Source organism: Buttiauxella cochleicola (genome assembly GCF_021283185.1).
In the GTDB taxonomy this organism is placed as follows: Bacteria; Pseudomonadota; Gammaproteobacteria; order Enterobacterales; family Enterobacteriaceae; genus Buttiauxella; species Buttiauxella massiliensis.
Genome location: NZ_JAJSOS010000006.1, coordinates 10,689 through 24,970, shown reverse-complemented (window position 1 = coordinate 24,970; position 14,282 = coordinate 10,689). Strand labels below are relative to the sequence as shown.

Below are 14,282 nucleotides of genomic sequence, written 5' to 3'. Positions count from 1 at the left end.
CTATGCTTGATTTAGGCACGCATCAAAAACGTAAAATTCTGGTGGTCGATAGCAGTATTCAGGACGTTAACACCGCCAACGGGCGCGCAGTGGCAGAGCTTATCGAGGCGCTTGAAGAGAACAACTTTGCCGTGATTTCAGCGGCAACATTTGAAGATGGCATCGCAACGGTCACCTCCGATGCCTCACTGTGCTGCATTTTTGTTGACTGGACTTCCGGCGGCAATGACGACCAATCCCACAGCCAGGCTTTCGCGCTGTTGCAAACTATTCGCCGCCGCAATAAGAGTGTGCCGGTGCTGTTAATGGCCGAGCACTCTTGCGTCGATACATTAACGCTCGATTCAATGCGGCTGGTGAATGAGTTCGTCTGGATGCATGAAGATACTGCCGAATTTATTGCTGCCCGTGCACGTTCGCTGATCCAGCGCTATTACGAACAACTGCTCCCACCTTTCACCCGCGCACTGTTTAATTACACCCTGGAAAACCCGGAATATTCATGGGCGGCACCGGGACATCAGGGTGGTGTTGCCTTTACTAAATCGGCGGTGGGACGAGAGTTTCTCGATTTCTTCGGGGAGAACTTGTTCCGCACAGATACCGGTATTGAACGCGCAGCCATGGGTTCGCTGCTTGACCACAGCGGGCCCATTAAAGCCTCAGAAACTTACGCAGCCGAGGTGTTTGGCGCACATCAAAGCTATTCGGTGTTAAATGGCACCTCCGGTTCTAACCGCGCCATTATGCAGGCGGTTGTGGGCGAATTGGAGATTGCGCTGTGCGACCGCAATTGCCATAAGTCCATCGAACAAGGGTTAGTGATGACGGGGGCGCTGCCAGTCTATTTCGTGCCGACGCGCAACCGTTTTGGCATTATCGGGCCGATTCCGAAGCGCCAGTTCACGCCAGAAAGCATTCGTGCAGCCATTGATGCCAACCCACTCAAGCATGAAGTAGTGAGCGATAAACCCGTGTACGCCGTGGTGACTAACTGTACTTATGACGGTATGTGTTATCACGCCGAAGCGGCGCAGGAGTTGCTGGCGCAAAGCGTTGACCAGATTCACTTCGACGAAGCATGGTATGCCTACGCCCGCTTCAATCCGATGTACAAAGGTCGCTTTGCCATGCGTGGAGATCCGAAAGACTTCGACCGTAATGGGCCAACGGTTTTTGCTACTCACTCCACACACAAACTATTGGCAGCACTGTCGCAAGCCTCATACATCCATATTCGCAACGGCAAAAAGCCCGTCGAGCATTCGCGGTTTAACGAATCATATATGCTGCAAGCCACCACTTCCCCGCTGTATGCGATTATCGCTTCCAACGAAATCGGTGCAGCGATGATGGATGGCGGCCAGGGTGAAGCGTTGACCCAGGAAGTTATCGTTGAAGCGGTAGATTTCCGTCTTGCGCTGGCAAAAGTGCATGCCGCATTTGCCAAAAAAGGCGAGTGGTTCTTCTCGCCATGGAATGCGCCAACCATTACCGATGCATCCGGTGCTGAAGTGCCGTTTGTTCAAGCCTCACGTGAGCAACTCACCACCGATCCCGCCTGTTGGACACTCAAGCCTGGGGATAAATGGCATGGCTTTGAGCAACTGGAAGATGAGTGGTGTTTACTTGATCCGATCAAAGCAGGGATCCTTGCTCCCGGGATGGGAGATGATGGCAACTTACTTGAGTCAGGTATTCCGGCCGCGATGGTGACCGCCTACCTTGGCGAGCGTGGGATCGTTCCCTCGCGAACTACCGATTTTATGGTGCTGTGCCTGTTCTCAATCGGCGTAACAAAAGGCAAATGGGGCACGTTGATTAACGTGTTGCTGGAGTTTAAAGATGACTACGACAACAACACGCAACTCAAACGTTGCTTGCCCGACCTTATCAGTGCGGACGCCGCACGCTATGCGGGTATGGGGCTAAAAGATCTGTGCGATGAGATGTTTAACTACATGAAAACCAGCCAGATGGACAAACTGCAGGCAGAGGCGTTTGGCAATATTCCCGTGCCGGCAAAACGTCCGCGCATTGCCTTCCAACAACATATGGCAGGCAAAGCAGACCATTTACCTATCGACCAATTACCGAACCGGATTTCCGCCGTCGGTGTGATCCCTTATCCACCGGGCATTCCGATTGTGATGCCTGGTGAAAGCTTCGGCGCAGCGGACGGGCCGTGGCTGAAATACATTCACAGCATCGCGCAATGGGGCGAGAAATTCCCTGGTTTTGAGAAAGAACTGGAAGGAGCAGAGTTAATTGATGGGGTTTATCACATCTGGGCGCTTAAACAATAATTAGCTCAGGGGAAAAAATCTCGGGAAAAGGCTGTTCGCCGCAACACGCGATCAGCCGGTTCTCGACGCAAACATGATGAAGATATCGGTCTGGCGGGCAAAGTGACTCCAGCGGTAAATTGAGCTGATTCATTTGCCAGACCGTTCCTCCGCGCTGTTTGAGCACCGCCTCGTGCGCCGTCCACAAGCGCCAGAACGACACCATTTTTTCATCTTCAGGCAACGATTCTAGCCAATCACAAAGTGGCGCACTAAAACTATGCCGGGCAATCGCCATAAAACGCGCACGCGGGCGAATGAACTCAATATCGCACCCCACATCCCCTTCACCCACCAGCACCGCAACAGATGAACCTGTGTTACTGATATTGAAAGCAGGTAGTGCCGGATGAAACGGTTTGCCGTGAGCACCCCGCTCCAGTTTAGGTAACGGGCCGTCATTGAGCAGCATCGCCAGCAAAATTCTGGCAGCCAGCCATTCTGCGCGGCGTAACCCCACAGGTGCTTCTTCCAGCAATTGAGGTGACAGCCAGCGTGTAGCGAGTACATCACCCGCTAAACACGCCGCATCGGCGAATGCCAGGTGATAGCCGTTTACCGCCAACGGCGCATCACCAGTGACGTGTTAATTCCACCAAAGGCGAAATTATTGCTCTGCACAAACTCAGTGTCGATTTTACGCGCTTCACCCATGATGTAATCGAGCTCACCGCACGCCTCATCTGGCTCAGTCAAGTTGAGTGTTTCGGCAAACCAACCTTCACGCATCATCTCGATACTCATCCATGCTTCCAGCGCACCACAGGCACCGAGCGTATGGCCCAAATAACTTTTCAGTGAAGATATAGGCGTATTGGCACCAAAAATTGCCGCCGTAGCGTGGCTTTCCGCAATATCACCACGATCGGTTGCGGTGCCATGGGCGTTAATGTACCCAATGTCGCGAGCCTCAAGCCCCGCCGAAACCAGGCCGCGCTCGATACAGATTTGCATGGTTTCTTTCTGCGGCTGCGTGATATGTGCTGCATCACAATTGGTATGAAAACCGACAATCTCAGCATAGATCGTCGCGCCACGTGCCAGGGCATGATCGAGATCTTCAAGGATCAACGTCCCTGCACCTTCACCAATGACTAGCCCATCTCGTTGTTTATCAAACGGTGACGGTGTGCTCTTTGGCTGGTCGTTACGCTGGCTGGTGGCAAAAAGCGTATCAAATACTGCCGCTTCCGAAGGACATAACTCTTCAGCTCCCCCCGCAACCATTACTGTCTGGTAGCCATGGCGAATCGCTTCCCAGGCATAACCAATCGCCTGACTACCTGACGTGCAAGCACTGGAGGTTGGGATCACCCGCCCACGCAAGCCAAAAAACAATCCGGTATTGACCGCTGCGGTATGCGGCATCATCTGCACATAGGTCGTGCCGGTAATATTGCGGGTATGTTTTTCAGTGAGCATGGTGGCGAACTCGCTCACCGGCCCGGTGCTACCGGTCGAAGAACCATAGGCAATGCCAGTTTCGCCACTGGTGAGAATAGGGTCGTCGAGCAAACCCGCCTGAATTAACGCAAGTTCCGTGGCCCTGGTCGCGAGCAGCGAAACGCGCCCCATCGCCCGAATACGCTTTCGCGTGTAGTGCTCCGGCAACGTAAAATTATCGACCGGCGCACCGAGCATGGTGTTCAGCCCATCGTAAATTTGCCACTCTGGCATATGACGGACCGCGTTTTTACCAGACTTCAAGCCCGCAGCCACATCCTGCCAGTGAGAGCCAAAAGCAGTCACGCCACCCATTCCAGTTACTACTACACGGCGAATCACAACATACCTCCATTGATGGAGATAACCTGGCGTGTGACATAACCTGCAACCGGTGACATTAAATAGCGCGCAAGTCCTGCCACTTCTTCAGGCTGGCCCATGCGTTGCAGCGGAATCATGCGCATCGCCTCACTTAGCGCCGCCTCTTCCATTTCAACCATGCCGGTATCAATCAAGCCCGGTGCGATACAGTTAACGGTGATTTTGCGTTTCGCCAGTTCTATAGCCAGCGCTTTAGTGGCACCGATAATGCCCGCTTTTGCGGCGCTATAGTTCACCTGACCACGGTTGCCCATCAGGCCAGAAACCGACGAGAGCGTAATGATTCGCCCACCTTTGCGCAGACCAATCATCGGCATGACGCAGGGTTGAATTACATTATAAAAACTGTCGAGATTGGTACGAATAACACCATCCCAATCATCATCACTGAGTGCAGGAAATGCGCCATCGCGAGTCATACCCGCATTATTGACCACCCCCCAATACGCACCGTGAGTTTCGATATCAGCCTCGAGGACGTTGCGACATTGGCTACGGTCTGAGCTATCAAACTGCATCAGCCGCCCTTTTCCACCCTGAGCCGTAATTTGCTCAAGCGTATGCTGGGCACCCGCTTCGTCACGATGGTAATGCACCACTACTGCAAATCCGTCGGCGGCAAGCCCCAGAGCAATCGCCTTGCCAATCCCCTTGCTGGCGCCGGTTACTAATACCGTCTGTGTCATCTTGCTATCTCATCAAAATAATTGTTTTAATTCATTATTATCAGGCTGATATGTATTAACTCGCCCGCTCGCTAGTACGTTGCCGTCCGCGAGAATTTGTCCTTCAAAACTACCAATCTTTTCATCACGCATCAGCAGCGTGACGTGGCATTCCAGTAACGCGCCTTGTGGGAAGGCGCCAGCCGGGCAGCGTATTCCACGCCCACCCAGCAGCATTCCAACCAGGCTTTCTTCTTCACCGTTTTTTTTCGCATGCCAGCCTGACCACACGCCGACCGTCTGGGCAATCAATTCGATAGCAAACCAGCCCGGTAAATTGCCTTTCCCATCAAGAAAAGGTGCAAGCACACCGAGGTTGCTCACCGTTACCTGACAATGCGCACTTTCTTGTTCCACCGCCACTACCGATTCGAGCAAGCACATTGGTGCTTCGTGCGGTAAGTAGTGTTGTGGGGCAAGAAAATCAGTCATGAGAAACTCCAAAAATCAGGCAAGCATTATTGCCGCCAAAAGCAAATGAGTTCGATAGCATTATCGGTTTGAGGAATGGTTGTGGCGCGGTGAGTAGACCACAGGGCGCAAGGCTCATGTCTTGATGCGCGTCAGTGAAATCTTGCGCAGGCAGCAGTAAGTCGCGCGCTAACAGCAAATAACAGAGCACCGCTTCACAAGCCCCTGCGGCACCTAATGTGTGCCCGGTCAGATGCTTAGTAGAGCTTGAAGGCACGCTTTCACCAAAAAGTTGATTCACCACTTTGGCCTCGATTTCGTCATTCAGACGCGTGGCAGTGCCGTGCATATTAATATAGCCAATATCATGCGCCCCGATTCTGGCCTCACGCAGCGCCATTTCAATTGCGCGAATTGCCCCGGTTCCTTCCGGGTGTGGAGCTGACATATGCCAGGCATCAGACGACTCACCCACTCCCAGTAAACAGACTTTCCCCGGCTCTTTGGTGAGTAAAATCAAGGCGCCAGCCTCACCAATGGTAATGCCGTTGCGCTCGGCGCTAAACGGCTTGCAGCGCACGTTACTTAATGACTCCAGACTATTGAAACCGTTGATAGGCATCCGGCTGAGGGTATCTGCGCCACCCACAATCGCAGCATCCACCATTCCCGACTCAATCAGCCTTTTACCGGTAATCATTGCTCGCGCGCTGGAAGAACAGGCGGTTGAAATGGTCAACGCCGGGCCAAACAGTTGCAAATAGTCGCTCAGAAAACGTGAGGGATCGCCAAGCTCTTGCTGGCCATAATAATAAGAAGCGGGCGGAGAACCTTCGTGGCTGCCGCTGACCATACGGTCACCTTCATCAAGCCCGGAAGTACTGGTCCCTAACACGACTGCCACGCGCTCGTTTCCGTATCGTGCAATGGCGTCATCCACCTGCGGGCGAATTTGTGTCAGAGCAGCCAATAACAGACGGTTATTTCGGCTATTGAACTGCGCCATTTCTGGCGCTATTTCTGGTAATTCGCCACATACACGCCCGACCCAACATTTGCCCTGCTGCAACCAGCCATTGGTATCTGGCCCCATACCTGGTGCCGTGTTGGCCTGCAAATTTGCTGCGATTTCGTCAAGATTGTTGCCCAGGGCGTTGACCATTCCGGCAGCAGATAGAGTAATCATATTTAGCTGTCCAGATGCTGAATACTGATGACATAACCGAAACGATGATGGTGCACGCTCACCGGCTGTCGACTACCGTTACGCATCAGATAATGAATTGTCTCAATCAACTCCCCCTGGTCATCGCGCAGTTCGCGGCGGGAATCGACATCTTTTAATGTCCAGCCTTTAGGTAACTGCGGCTGCCAGGCGCTTATCGGCCAGTAGCTCAACATAATATCGGCAAGAACCTGACTTGCTGGAGGCAATTCTGGCAACGTCATTGACTGCTCGGTTTTCACGCCCTGACTGTCATACGTCAGGCGGAATAAACGAATCCCTAATGGCGACAAACCAGCCAGCATGATTTTCTGCTGGTCGGCATTGAGCAGCACCATCAATGATTGGGTTTTGCCTTTGACTTGCGCAGTCAGCAATTGTTGTTGGGTAATTGACGGCGAAATCCCAGGCGGGGGCAACGTTACTAAAGTGCCGGCTTTTAACCAAGCCTGCGGCCTTGAGCTATCTGGTTTTGTTGTGCTGCACGCACTCAATAATAAGGAGCCAAGCAACAATGCCAGTGTAGGAAGTATTTTCATTATTCTCTCTTTCCCTGAGTAGGTAGGGCTAAGGGGGCAGTCAGGAATGCACAGAAGATGCCGCAACTGAGCACAATGCCAAAGCTTGCGATAGCTTGAGTCTGGCTAAAGACCAGCATGCCTAATGTGAAGAGTGTGGTCAGCAATGCCACACTTATTGCCAGAAGCGACGTCAACGGGGTGCCGCGTGGGTTACTAAAGAACAGCGTGTAATTGATGCCAATCCCGAGGACTAGCACCAGCGCCAATAGCGAGAACAGGTTTAATGTATGTCCACTGAAGGCAAGTGCTGCAAGCCCACAACCCAGCGATAACAGCGAAGGTACCACACTTAATAACCCGCGTTTTACACCAAGTCGCAGCACATAGCTGATGGCAATCGCCACAACAGCCGCTGCCAGTAAAATAGTCAACAAACTACGGAAGTGGCTGAATAATTCGTTAAACATCACTTTTCTGTCGACCCAACTTACCCCAGGTAACTTTGCCGCAATGTTGGCAAGAAATTCACTATTGTGAACACCATTTACTGGCACCAGCGCACCGCTTTTACCGTCCGGCAGCGATAACCACAACAAGCGCCAGCCGCTACTGATCACGCTCTTTTGCCAAAGATCCGGGGTCACTGCCATCTGCTGTAAATTGGGCGCTGTCACCGGAATGCCGCTTTCGGCAAGGCGTTTTTGCAAAATGGGTGCGGCTTCGCGCAGCAGAAGCAAATCCGCCTGTTGCTGCTCAAGAGAGGCTAACGGAATCAGGCGGTAGCTATCGATAGCTTTTTGCTTTTTAGCCTCTGCAAGTTCAGGAGCCAGTTTTTCCAGGCGTTGCAGCGTTTGCTCGGCGGTGTCGCCATAAACCACAAACCATTTCTGATCCATGCCCTGCCCGGTCAAAGCGGTAATGGCCTGCTCTTCACGTACCAGATCCTGCGGCAATGCCTGGAAACTGGCGATATCGTCATTGATTTTTAAGGATGCCATTCCCGCGAGGCTAACCACCAGCAACGCAAACGGTACTCCAAAGCGCACCGCTTTTTTGTTCTGCCATGCATCAAGCCAGGCAGTAAGTAACCGGCTATAAGGCACAGCCCTAACCGGCAAGCCGCGCACCGCAAACGGGTACCAGCAAACCACCGTCAGGCAGGAAGCAATTAAACCACTGGCGGCAAAAACGGCGAGTTGGCGAATACCGGGGAACGGCGCGAGGATCATAATCAGGTAGGCAATAGCGGTTGTTGCCAGCGCCAGCAGTAAAGCAGGAAGCACTTTGCGTAAACTCGCGATGGGTGAGTTTTCACGGCCATGCACCATTCGTTCGGTAAGGTAATAGAGCGTGTAATCGGCCGAAACACCAACGATGCTCATGCTCATAACAAGCGTCATCAGGTGCAGTTCACCAAAGCAAAGTAGTGTGATAGCGGTGCCTGCCAGTGCTCCAATCGCAACCGATGTGACACACAATAGTAAAGGCCGAACTGAGCGAAACACCGCAAGCACCAGTAGCAACACGCCAATCACCGTCGCCAGGCCAAGCGTTGAAACATCATGCTTTGCCTGTTGGCTTGCGTAATCACTGTAGAACAGCGTGCCACGTGACATCACTTCAGCCTGCGGGAAGTGCTGTTTCAGGTTTTGTTGCAAGGCTTGCAGTTGCTCAACCGCTTTGCGCCCCTGCTGCATATCAAACGATGAACCTTTCAGCTCACCATGCAGCAAGTACCAGTAACGCCCCTGTTTATCACGTCCCACCAGCCAGCCGTTCATCAATCGCATCTGACTGGCCGTTTGTTGCAGCGCCAGTTGAGACCCACGCACCAGCATCAGCGGATCGTTTGTCAACTCTTTACCACTGACCCCAGAAAACGCCGAGTACAGTTGCGACAACACCCACTGAGCCTGCGCTTCGCCACCATTTTGCAAACGACCGCGAGTTTGGTTATCAACCAGGCCATTGCGATGCTCGAAGTAGAATTTCCCCCACTCCTGCTGGCCTTTTGCATCCATTGGCCCCTGCACACCCGCAAGGAATGGCTGCTGTTGCAGTTGCGTTTGCCACCATTGGGCCGCGGCTGGATCTGGTTGATTGCCGGGGCTGACCATCCACATCATTTGCCTGTCGAGACGTTGCAGAAAACCGTTCTCGATTTGTGCTGGGACTTTACCTAGGCTGCTGGCGGGCAACAGGGACAGCACGCTGCTGTCGAGCCGCGCCTTTGGCAACAAAGTTGCGAGCAACACCACCAGCACAGTGACTATCACAAGCCAGCCCCATGCCAGACGACGATGCATATTAGAAAGCGAAGCGCTGCTGCTCTTCATGAGTCAATTTTCGTGGGTTTAGTCGGTGGTCGCTAAAGGTGATTTCCGTAAAATCGCCCTGCAAATCATTCAGTGCAATGCGATTAAGGTATTTATCGCCTTCCAGGGTAATCGTACTAAACAGCTTATCGAGCGGCGTCGTAGTTGGCGTTAAGACCAGTTGCCATTTGCCATTGCCCTGGTCGGTAAAGGCGCTGGAAAAGTTTTCATCAAGCACTTTACGGTCGGCCTGGAATAGAGCGCGTAGCAAATGATTGAACTGGAACATTTGCGGGTTGCTATCTGCGGTAATGATTTGCGGGGCCTGACTGCCCATGACCTGCACCATGTGGCTATCATCAAGCACCAGCGTCATCGGGAATGGGTGTTGTTGCTGCCACCACAAGCCTTTGCTTTTAGCGATCAACACTTCACCGCTGGAATGCAGCGGTTGCGCCATTCCGCTAATTTGACGGTCTTGCTGGAATTTTGCCCGCACCACCGGCTGCGATGCAAAGCTACGTTGCACGTCATCGAGGGTAATTGCGTTCGCCATAAAGCTGATACACAGCAAAGCCATTAAAATAATCTTATTCATGACTCAAGCCCATGCGTTCAAAAAGTATCTGAGGGGAGACGAAACAAAGTTCTCCGCTTGTTGCCTCAACGGCAACCTGGATGGTGTAACCCGATGTAGCGCGTATGCCCGTTTGGGCATCAACAATTTCATAGCCGATTTTTAGGCGGTTTTCATACTCGAGTACCGTTGCGCGCACCAGAATCTGTTGTTCAAATTTCACCGTATCACGGTATTTAACTCGAGTGTCGACAACCGGCCAGACAAAGCCAGACTCACTCATGGCACGATAGCCATAATCAAATTGGTTGAGCAATGCTTCGCGCGCCACCTCAAAGTAGCGGAAATAGTTGCCATGCCACACAACGCCCATCGCATCGACATCATGGAATGGGACTTTGATGCTGACCTCCACAGTAAAACGTGGGTCATTTAACATCCGGACTCCTTTTCTGGAGGTAATTGCCAGAAATCATAAAAATTAAACCAATCGAGCGGCGAACGCAGTGCGTAACACTCCAGACGACGCGCGTAATTATCAATATGTTCTTGTAGTGCTTGTTGCCGAGTTGCACGTGGCAACACCAAAGGATCGGCAAAATTCTCAGCATGAATACGCAGTTTGCCTTGTTCACGCAAAACCATCATCAAAATGACCGGGCATCGTAATGCGGCGGCAAGAATAAACGGCCCTTGCGGGAAAGGGGCCTGGTTGCCCATAAACTGGCTCCAGCATACGCGCCGCTCACCACCACGTTGCGTGTTAACGGCAACCCGATCACCGACGATCGCGACCCACTCCCCGGCATCGAGTTTTTCTTGTAAAAGCATGGCAGTTTCCGGGCCAATATGGCTAACCGGCAGCAGATTCACACCGGCCTGTGGAGCAATTTCTTCAATAATCTGACGAAAGCGTTGGGCGTTGTCAGTGAAGACGAGCGCATTAATCACAAGCCCAGCCTCAACCTGAGCCAGTGCGCGGCTGGCTTCGATATCACCCAGATGTGCGGCGAGGATTAACTTCCCCTGCCCGGCCTGCGGTTGTAAAACTTCACGGCTACCGGGGGCAAACTCGATATCACGCCCCCAGAGAATGTCGCCACGCCAGGCAGCAATTTTGTTAAGCATTGCATCACCAAAGCGTAAGAAGTGGCGATAGCTGTTTAACCCTGTGGGCAGTGTGACGCCCAGGCATTGTGCCTGTTGACGAACCTGAGCCAACCACTGCTGTGATGCCTTACGCTGCGTGCCGCCGGTTAACCACATCCACGCCACCACCGGATAGAGCAATGCGTTAAATGCACGCCGCCCCAGACGTTGGTAGATATTCAACATTAAGCGCATTCCCGCCAGCCCCTTACGTTCTGGCACTTGCGCCCAATGAGTGCTCTTTCGACGACGCGAGAGTAATGCCGGAACGCGCGGTAACATGCCGAAGAAGAGTCGCGTATGCATCCACGAGATGCGCAAGTTGTCGCGAAGTGCGTCAAAGTGCGACAGGCCATCTGCCGGATAAATCACTCGCGTGCGCAAAAAATGGCTGTCGGTGCCAGCCCAATATAAACGCACCATAATTTCGGTATCGAAATCCATGCGTTTACCTGGGGAGTGTTTCGCAATAACCGCAAGCGTTGCCGCCAACGGATAAACACGGAACCCACACATGCTGTCTTTTAACGAGAGTGACAGAGTCTCAATCCACACCCAAACGTGCGTGACATAGCGCCCGTAAAGACGCGATTTTGGAACAGAATCATCGTATTCCGGCATTCCAGAAATCAGGCAGCCAGGATGCTTGCGCGCTTCATCTAAAAAGCGAGGGACATCTTCAATGCAGTGCTGCCCGTCAGCATCAAGTTGAATAGCATGGCTAAACCCTGCCTGTGACGCCGCTTTAAGGCCGGTAATGACTGCCTCCCCTTTTCCCTGATTGGTTTCCAAATGGATAAGGGTGACTCCGGTTAACTGCGCCAGTTCCTGCTTTGTTGCAGCATCACTACCGTCATCAACAATAATCACTGGCAGTGCAAAAGGTTGCAGACGTTTCAGCACCACCGCCATTGTCGCGCCGTGGTTATAACATGGGATCACCACACAAGGGCGAAAAGCCGTGGTCGTTACGGACATAGCTTAATTTTCCCGCTGCTGGCAGCAACACCACCCTCTTCGTTTAACAGGGTGTAAGTGAAACTCAATACGCAACGCGTAGCATCCCATTGCAGATTCAGCTCAAGTTCGCTGCCCGGCACAATCGGGCGTTGGAATTTAACGCTATCAATCGAACAAAAGCGCATTCCCGGTGCAAGTGTCGCTCCATAAGCCATGACCCAATCGAGCTGCGCCACGCCAGGTAATAACGGTTGAGTGGGAAAATGGCCAGCGAACCAGCCTACCGTTGCCGGAACTGCTAAACGTAGGCACAGTTTTCCTGCTTCGGGTTGCGAGCGCTGTAACTCAACGGGTTTCATCAAATAACTCCTGTAATTGCACCCACGAACGCTTGCCTTGGCTATTGTGCGGAATAAGCTCAACGATGCGCCAATAACGTGGAATAGCTATTGGCTCAAGCCAGGCGCGGAGTGCTTCACGCCAGAGTTGTTTATTAGCCGTTTGTTCACAAGCAACCACCACCGCCCCCAGCGCAATTCGGTTACCGCGCATAATGGGAACGACAGCGGCATCCTCAATACCGGGGAGCGCCAGTAATCGGCGTTCGATTTCACTCAATGAGATACGCTTTTCTTCGATTTTTATAATGCGATCGCGGCGACCTAATAAGCGAAAACTTCCCTGCGGGCTAAATTCGAGAATATCGTCTAACTGCACGCATCGGTGATGAATCAATGCTGACTCAATCTGCCAGCCATCACTCTGCGGGGTAAAACGCACTTCCGGGAAGGGCTGCCATTCAGGCGAGATTTGCGAATGTTGCCGCCATGCCAGCACACCTGTTTCGGTGGTACCGTAAATTTCTGATACCGGTGTTTTAAGCCACGCTCGCGCATTTTGCGCGGTATCGTCATCGAGTTTCCCGGCGGCGGAAATCACGCTTTTAAAAGTTGGAGCCGCGAGGTTCGCATCGAGGCGTTTTAAAAATGCCGGGCTGCTGATAAACAATAAAGGATGGTTTGAATACGCCACCAGTTGCTCAGGGAAGTGAATCATTGCAGCATCACTGGCAAGACCAAGGGCCATTGGCAGCATCACACGGAAAGTAAAACCATAGAGATGCTGGTGTGACACCGAGCCCACCACGCGACAATCACGTAGCTTTTCGCCCCACAATGCCGCAAGCCAGGCGATCTCTTCATCCAACGCTTGTAGCGTTTTGAAGATTTGCGCAGGTTCACCAGTAGAGCCCGAGGTAAATAGCACCACACCCGCATCGACATGAACCGGTTCGAAGGATTGGACTGCCGTATACGCCAGAGTTTGCGGGTTTATCACCGGGCAGTTAAGGTTGAGCGGCACATCGCTAATGACGCCGCAAAAATGCATTTGCTGTTCGCGAAGCTGTGCTTCCCGGCAATGCCCAGGGATCACTGGGGTTTTACCCGCATGCAGTGTCGCCAAAAGCGCGGTAATAAAGGCGTAGCTGTTATCAAGACAAAGCGCCCAGCGATCGCCCGGCTGTGTTTTTAGCCAGCCATAAATACGCTGAACATCAGCGATTAAATCGGCCTGGGTCCAAAGATGCGCCCCTTCAAACGCCACAACATGTTGCGGATGGCGACCGCTTAGCCACAGCTTTAGTGGTAAAGGATTATTCATAGCGACGTTTCACCCGCTGCCTCACCAACCATTCACCGGCAAATAACGCCCCCATCAGCAGGTAACTCGCCATTCCATTCCACAATGTCCACCAGTGGATGTTACCCGCAAGGCAGGTGAATAGTGCCATGCTGCCATTCAGGATAAAGAAAATGCACCACACTTGCGTCACGCGACGGGTATATCGCACACCCGCTGCCGGTAAATCCCCTTCACGCCAACGAGCCAGGCGTTCAATCAAAGATTGGCTACTCCACAGCGAGGCACCAAATAGTGCCAGCATCACCACATTGACCACCACCGGATACCACAGCAACAGCTGTGCTTCACGCATCCAAATACTGGCAAGAGATAACACCGCTCCCGCAATGGCCAGCCCTTTGAACGCACGGCTCAAAGCACCCGTTTTGCCACGCAATGCGCACAAACGCAGCACAAAGCACAACGCCAGAATAGGCAGCAAAATGTGTAATTTTGGATATGAAAGGGCTAACCAGACGGCAAAGGGCCAACCTATTACGGCTAGCCCTCCGACAATACTTAGCGCACGTTTTGCCAGCACGCT

Annotated in this window: 14 protein-coding genes; 1 reads left to right on the top strand and 13 read right to left on the bottom strand. The window is 52.5% G+C overall.

Features of this window, described 5'->3' with window-relative positions:
* Positions 1-2: 2 nt before the first annotated feature.
* Complete coding sequence (locus tag LVQ76_RS10465) at positions 3-2,306, top strand: Orn/Lys/Arg family decarboxylase (RefSeq protein ID WP_232921591.1); 2,304 nt, start codon at positions 3-5, stop codon at positions 2,304-2,306.
* On the opposite strand, the gene LVQ76_RS10460 is transcribed toward LVQ76_RS10465, so the two are convergent.
* Genes LVQ76_RS10460 through LVQ76_RS10400 form a run of 13 tightly spaced genes read right to left on the bottom strand, consistent with a single transcriptional unit; the run spans position 2,296 to position 14,279 of the window.
* A complete protein-coding gene (locus LVQ76_RS10460) occupies positions 2,296-2,910 on the bottom strand; it encodes a 4'-phosphopantetheinyl transferase superfamily protein (RefSeq protein ID WP_232921590.1) in 615 nt (204 codons plus the stop codon). The genes LVQ76_RS10465 and LVQ76_RS10460 overlap by 11 nt on opposite strands.
* Positions 2,901-4,130: a beta-ketoacyl-ACP synthase gene (locus tag LVQ76_RS10455; protein WP_232865561.1), complete on the bottom strand. Its 1,230-nt coding sequence runs from the start codon at positions 4,128-4,130 to the stop codon at positions 2,901-2,903. The genes LVQ76_RS10460 and LVQ76_RS10455 overlap by 10 nt, the downstream gene beginning before the upstream one ends.
* The gene (locus tag LVQ76_RS10450; RefSeq protein WP_232865562.1) at positions 4,127-4,858 is read right to left on the bottom strand and encodes a 3-ketoacyl-ACP reductase FabG2; all 732 of its coding nucleotides are present in this window, start codon (positions 4,856-4,858) and stop codon (positions 4,127-4,129) included. Before LVQ76_RS10450 ends, LVQ76_RS10455 begins: the two co-directional genes overlap by 4 nt.
* Positions 4,859-4,870: 12 nt before the next feature.
* Positions 4,871-5,329, bottom strand: coding sequence for a hotdog family protein (locus LVQ76_RS10445; protein WP_232921589.1), 459 nt, complete (start codon positions 5,327-5,329; stop codon positions 4,871-4,873).
* Positions 5,322-6,494, bottom strand: a complete 1,173-nt coding sequence (locus tag LVQ76_RS10440) for a beta-ketoacyl-[acyl-carrier-protein] synthase family protein (protein ID WP_232921588.1) — start codon at positions 6,492-6,494, stop codon at positions 5,322-5,324. The genes LVQ76_RS10445 and LVQ76_RS10440 overlap by 8 nt, the downstream gene beginning before the upstream one ends.
* 2 nt (positions 6,495-6,496) lie before the next feature.
* Positions 6,497-7,072 (bottom strand): DUF3261 domain-containing protein, encoded by a 576-nt coding sequence (locus tag LVQ76_RS10435; RefSeq protein WP_232921587.1) that lies wholly within the window; start codon positions 7,070-7,072, stop codon positions 6,497-6,499.
* On the bottom strand, positions 7,072-9,390 hold the full coding sequence (locus tag LVQ76_RS10430) for an MMPL family transporter (RefSeq protein WP_232921586.1): 2,319 nt from the start codon (positions 9,388-9,390) through the stop codon (positions 7,072-7,074). The genes LVQ76_RS10435 and LVQ76_RS10430 overlap by 1 nt, the downstream gene beginning before the upstream one ends.
* Positions 9,362-9,967: an outer membrane lipoprotein carrier protein LolA gene (locus LVQ76_RS10425; protein WP_064517799.1), complete on the bottom strand. Its 606-nt coding sequence runs from the start codon at positions 9,965-9,967 to the stop codon at positions 9,362-9,364. The genes LVQ76_RS10430 and LVQ76_RS10425 overlap by 29 nt, the downstream gene beginning before the upstream one ends.
* Positions 9,960-10,385, bottom strand: coding sequence for an acyl-CoA thioesterase (locus LVQ76_RS10420; protein ID WP_232921585.1), 426 nt, complete (start codon positions 10,383-10,385; stop codon positions 9,960-9,962). Before LVQ76_RS10420 ends, LVQ76_RS10425 begins: the two co-directional genes overlap by 8 nt.
* Positions 10,379-12,073 carry a glycosyltransferase family 2 protein gene (locus LVQ76_RS10415; protein WP_232865566.1) on the bottom strand — a complete coding sequence of 565 codons (1,695 nt, stop codon included), beginning with the start codon at positions 12,071-12,073 and terminating at the stop codon, positions 10,379-10,381. The genes LVQ76_RS10420 and LVQ76_RS10415 overlap by 7 nt, the downstream gene beginning before the upstream one ends.
* Positions 12,064-12,414, bottom strand: coding sequence for an ApeI family dehydratase (locus tag LVQ76_RS10410; protein ID WP_232921584.1), 351 nt, complete (start codon positions 12,412-12,414; stop codon positions 12,064-12,066). The genes LVQ76_RS10415 and LVQ76_RS10410 overlap by 10 nt, the downstream gene beginning before the upstream one ends.
* Positions 12,401-13,717, bottom strand: coding sequence for an AMP-binding protein (locus tag LVQ76_RS10405; RefSeq protein ID WP_232921583.1), 1,317 nt, complete (start codon positions 13,715-13,717; stop codon positions 12,401-12,403). Before LVQ76_RS10405 ends, LVQ76_RS10410 begins: the two co-directional genes overlap by 14 nt.
* A complete protein-coding gene (locus LVQ76_RS10400; protein ID WP_232865569.1) occupies positions 13,710-14,279 on the bottom strand; it encodes a COG4648 family protein in 570 nt (189 codons plus the stop codon). The genes LVQ76_RS10405 and LVQ76_RS10400 overlap by 8 nt, the downstream gene beginning before the upstream one ends.
* Positions 14,280-14,282 lie beyond the last annotated feature (3 nt).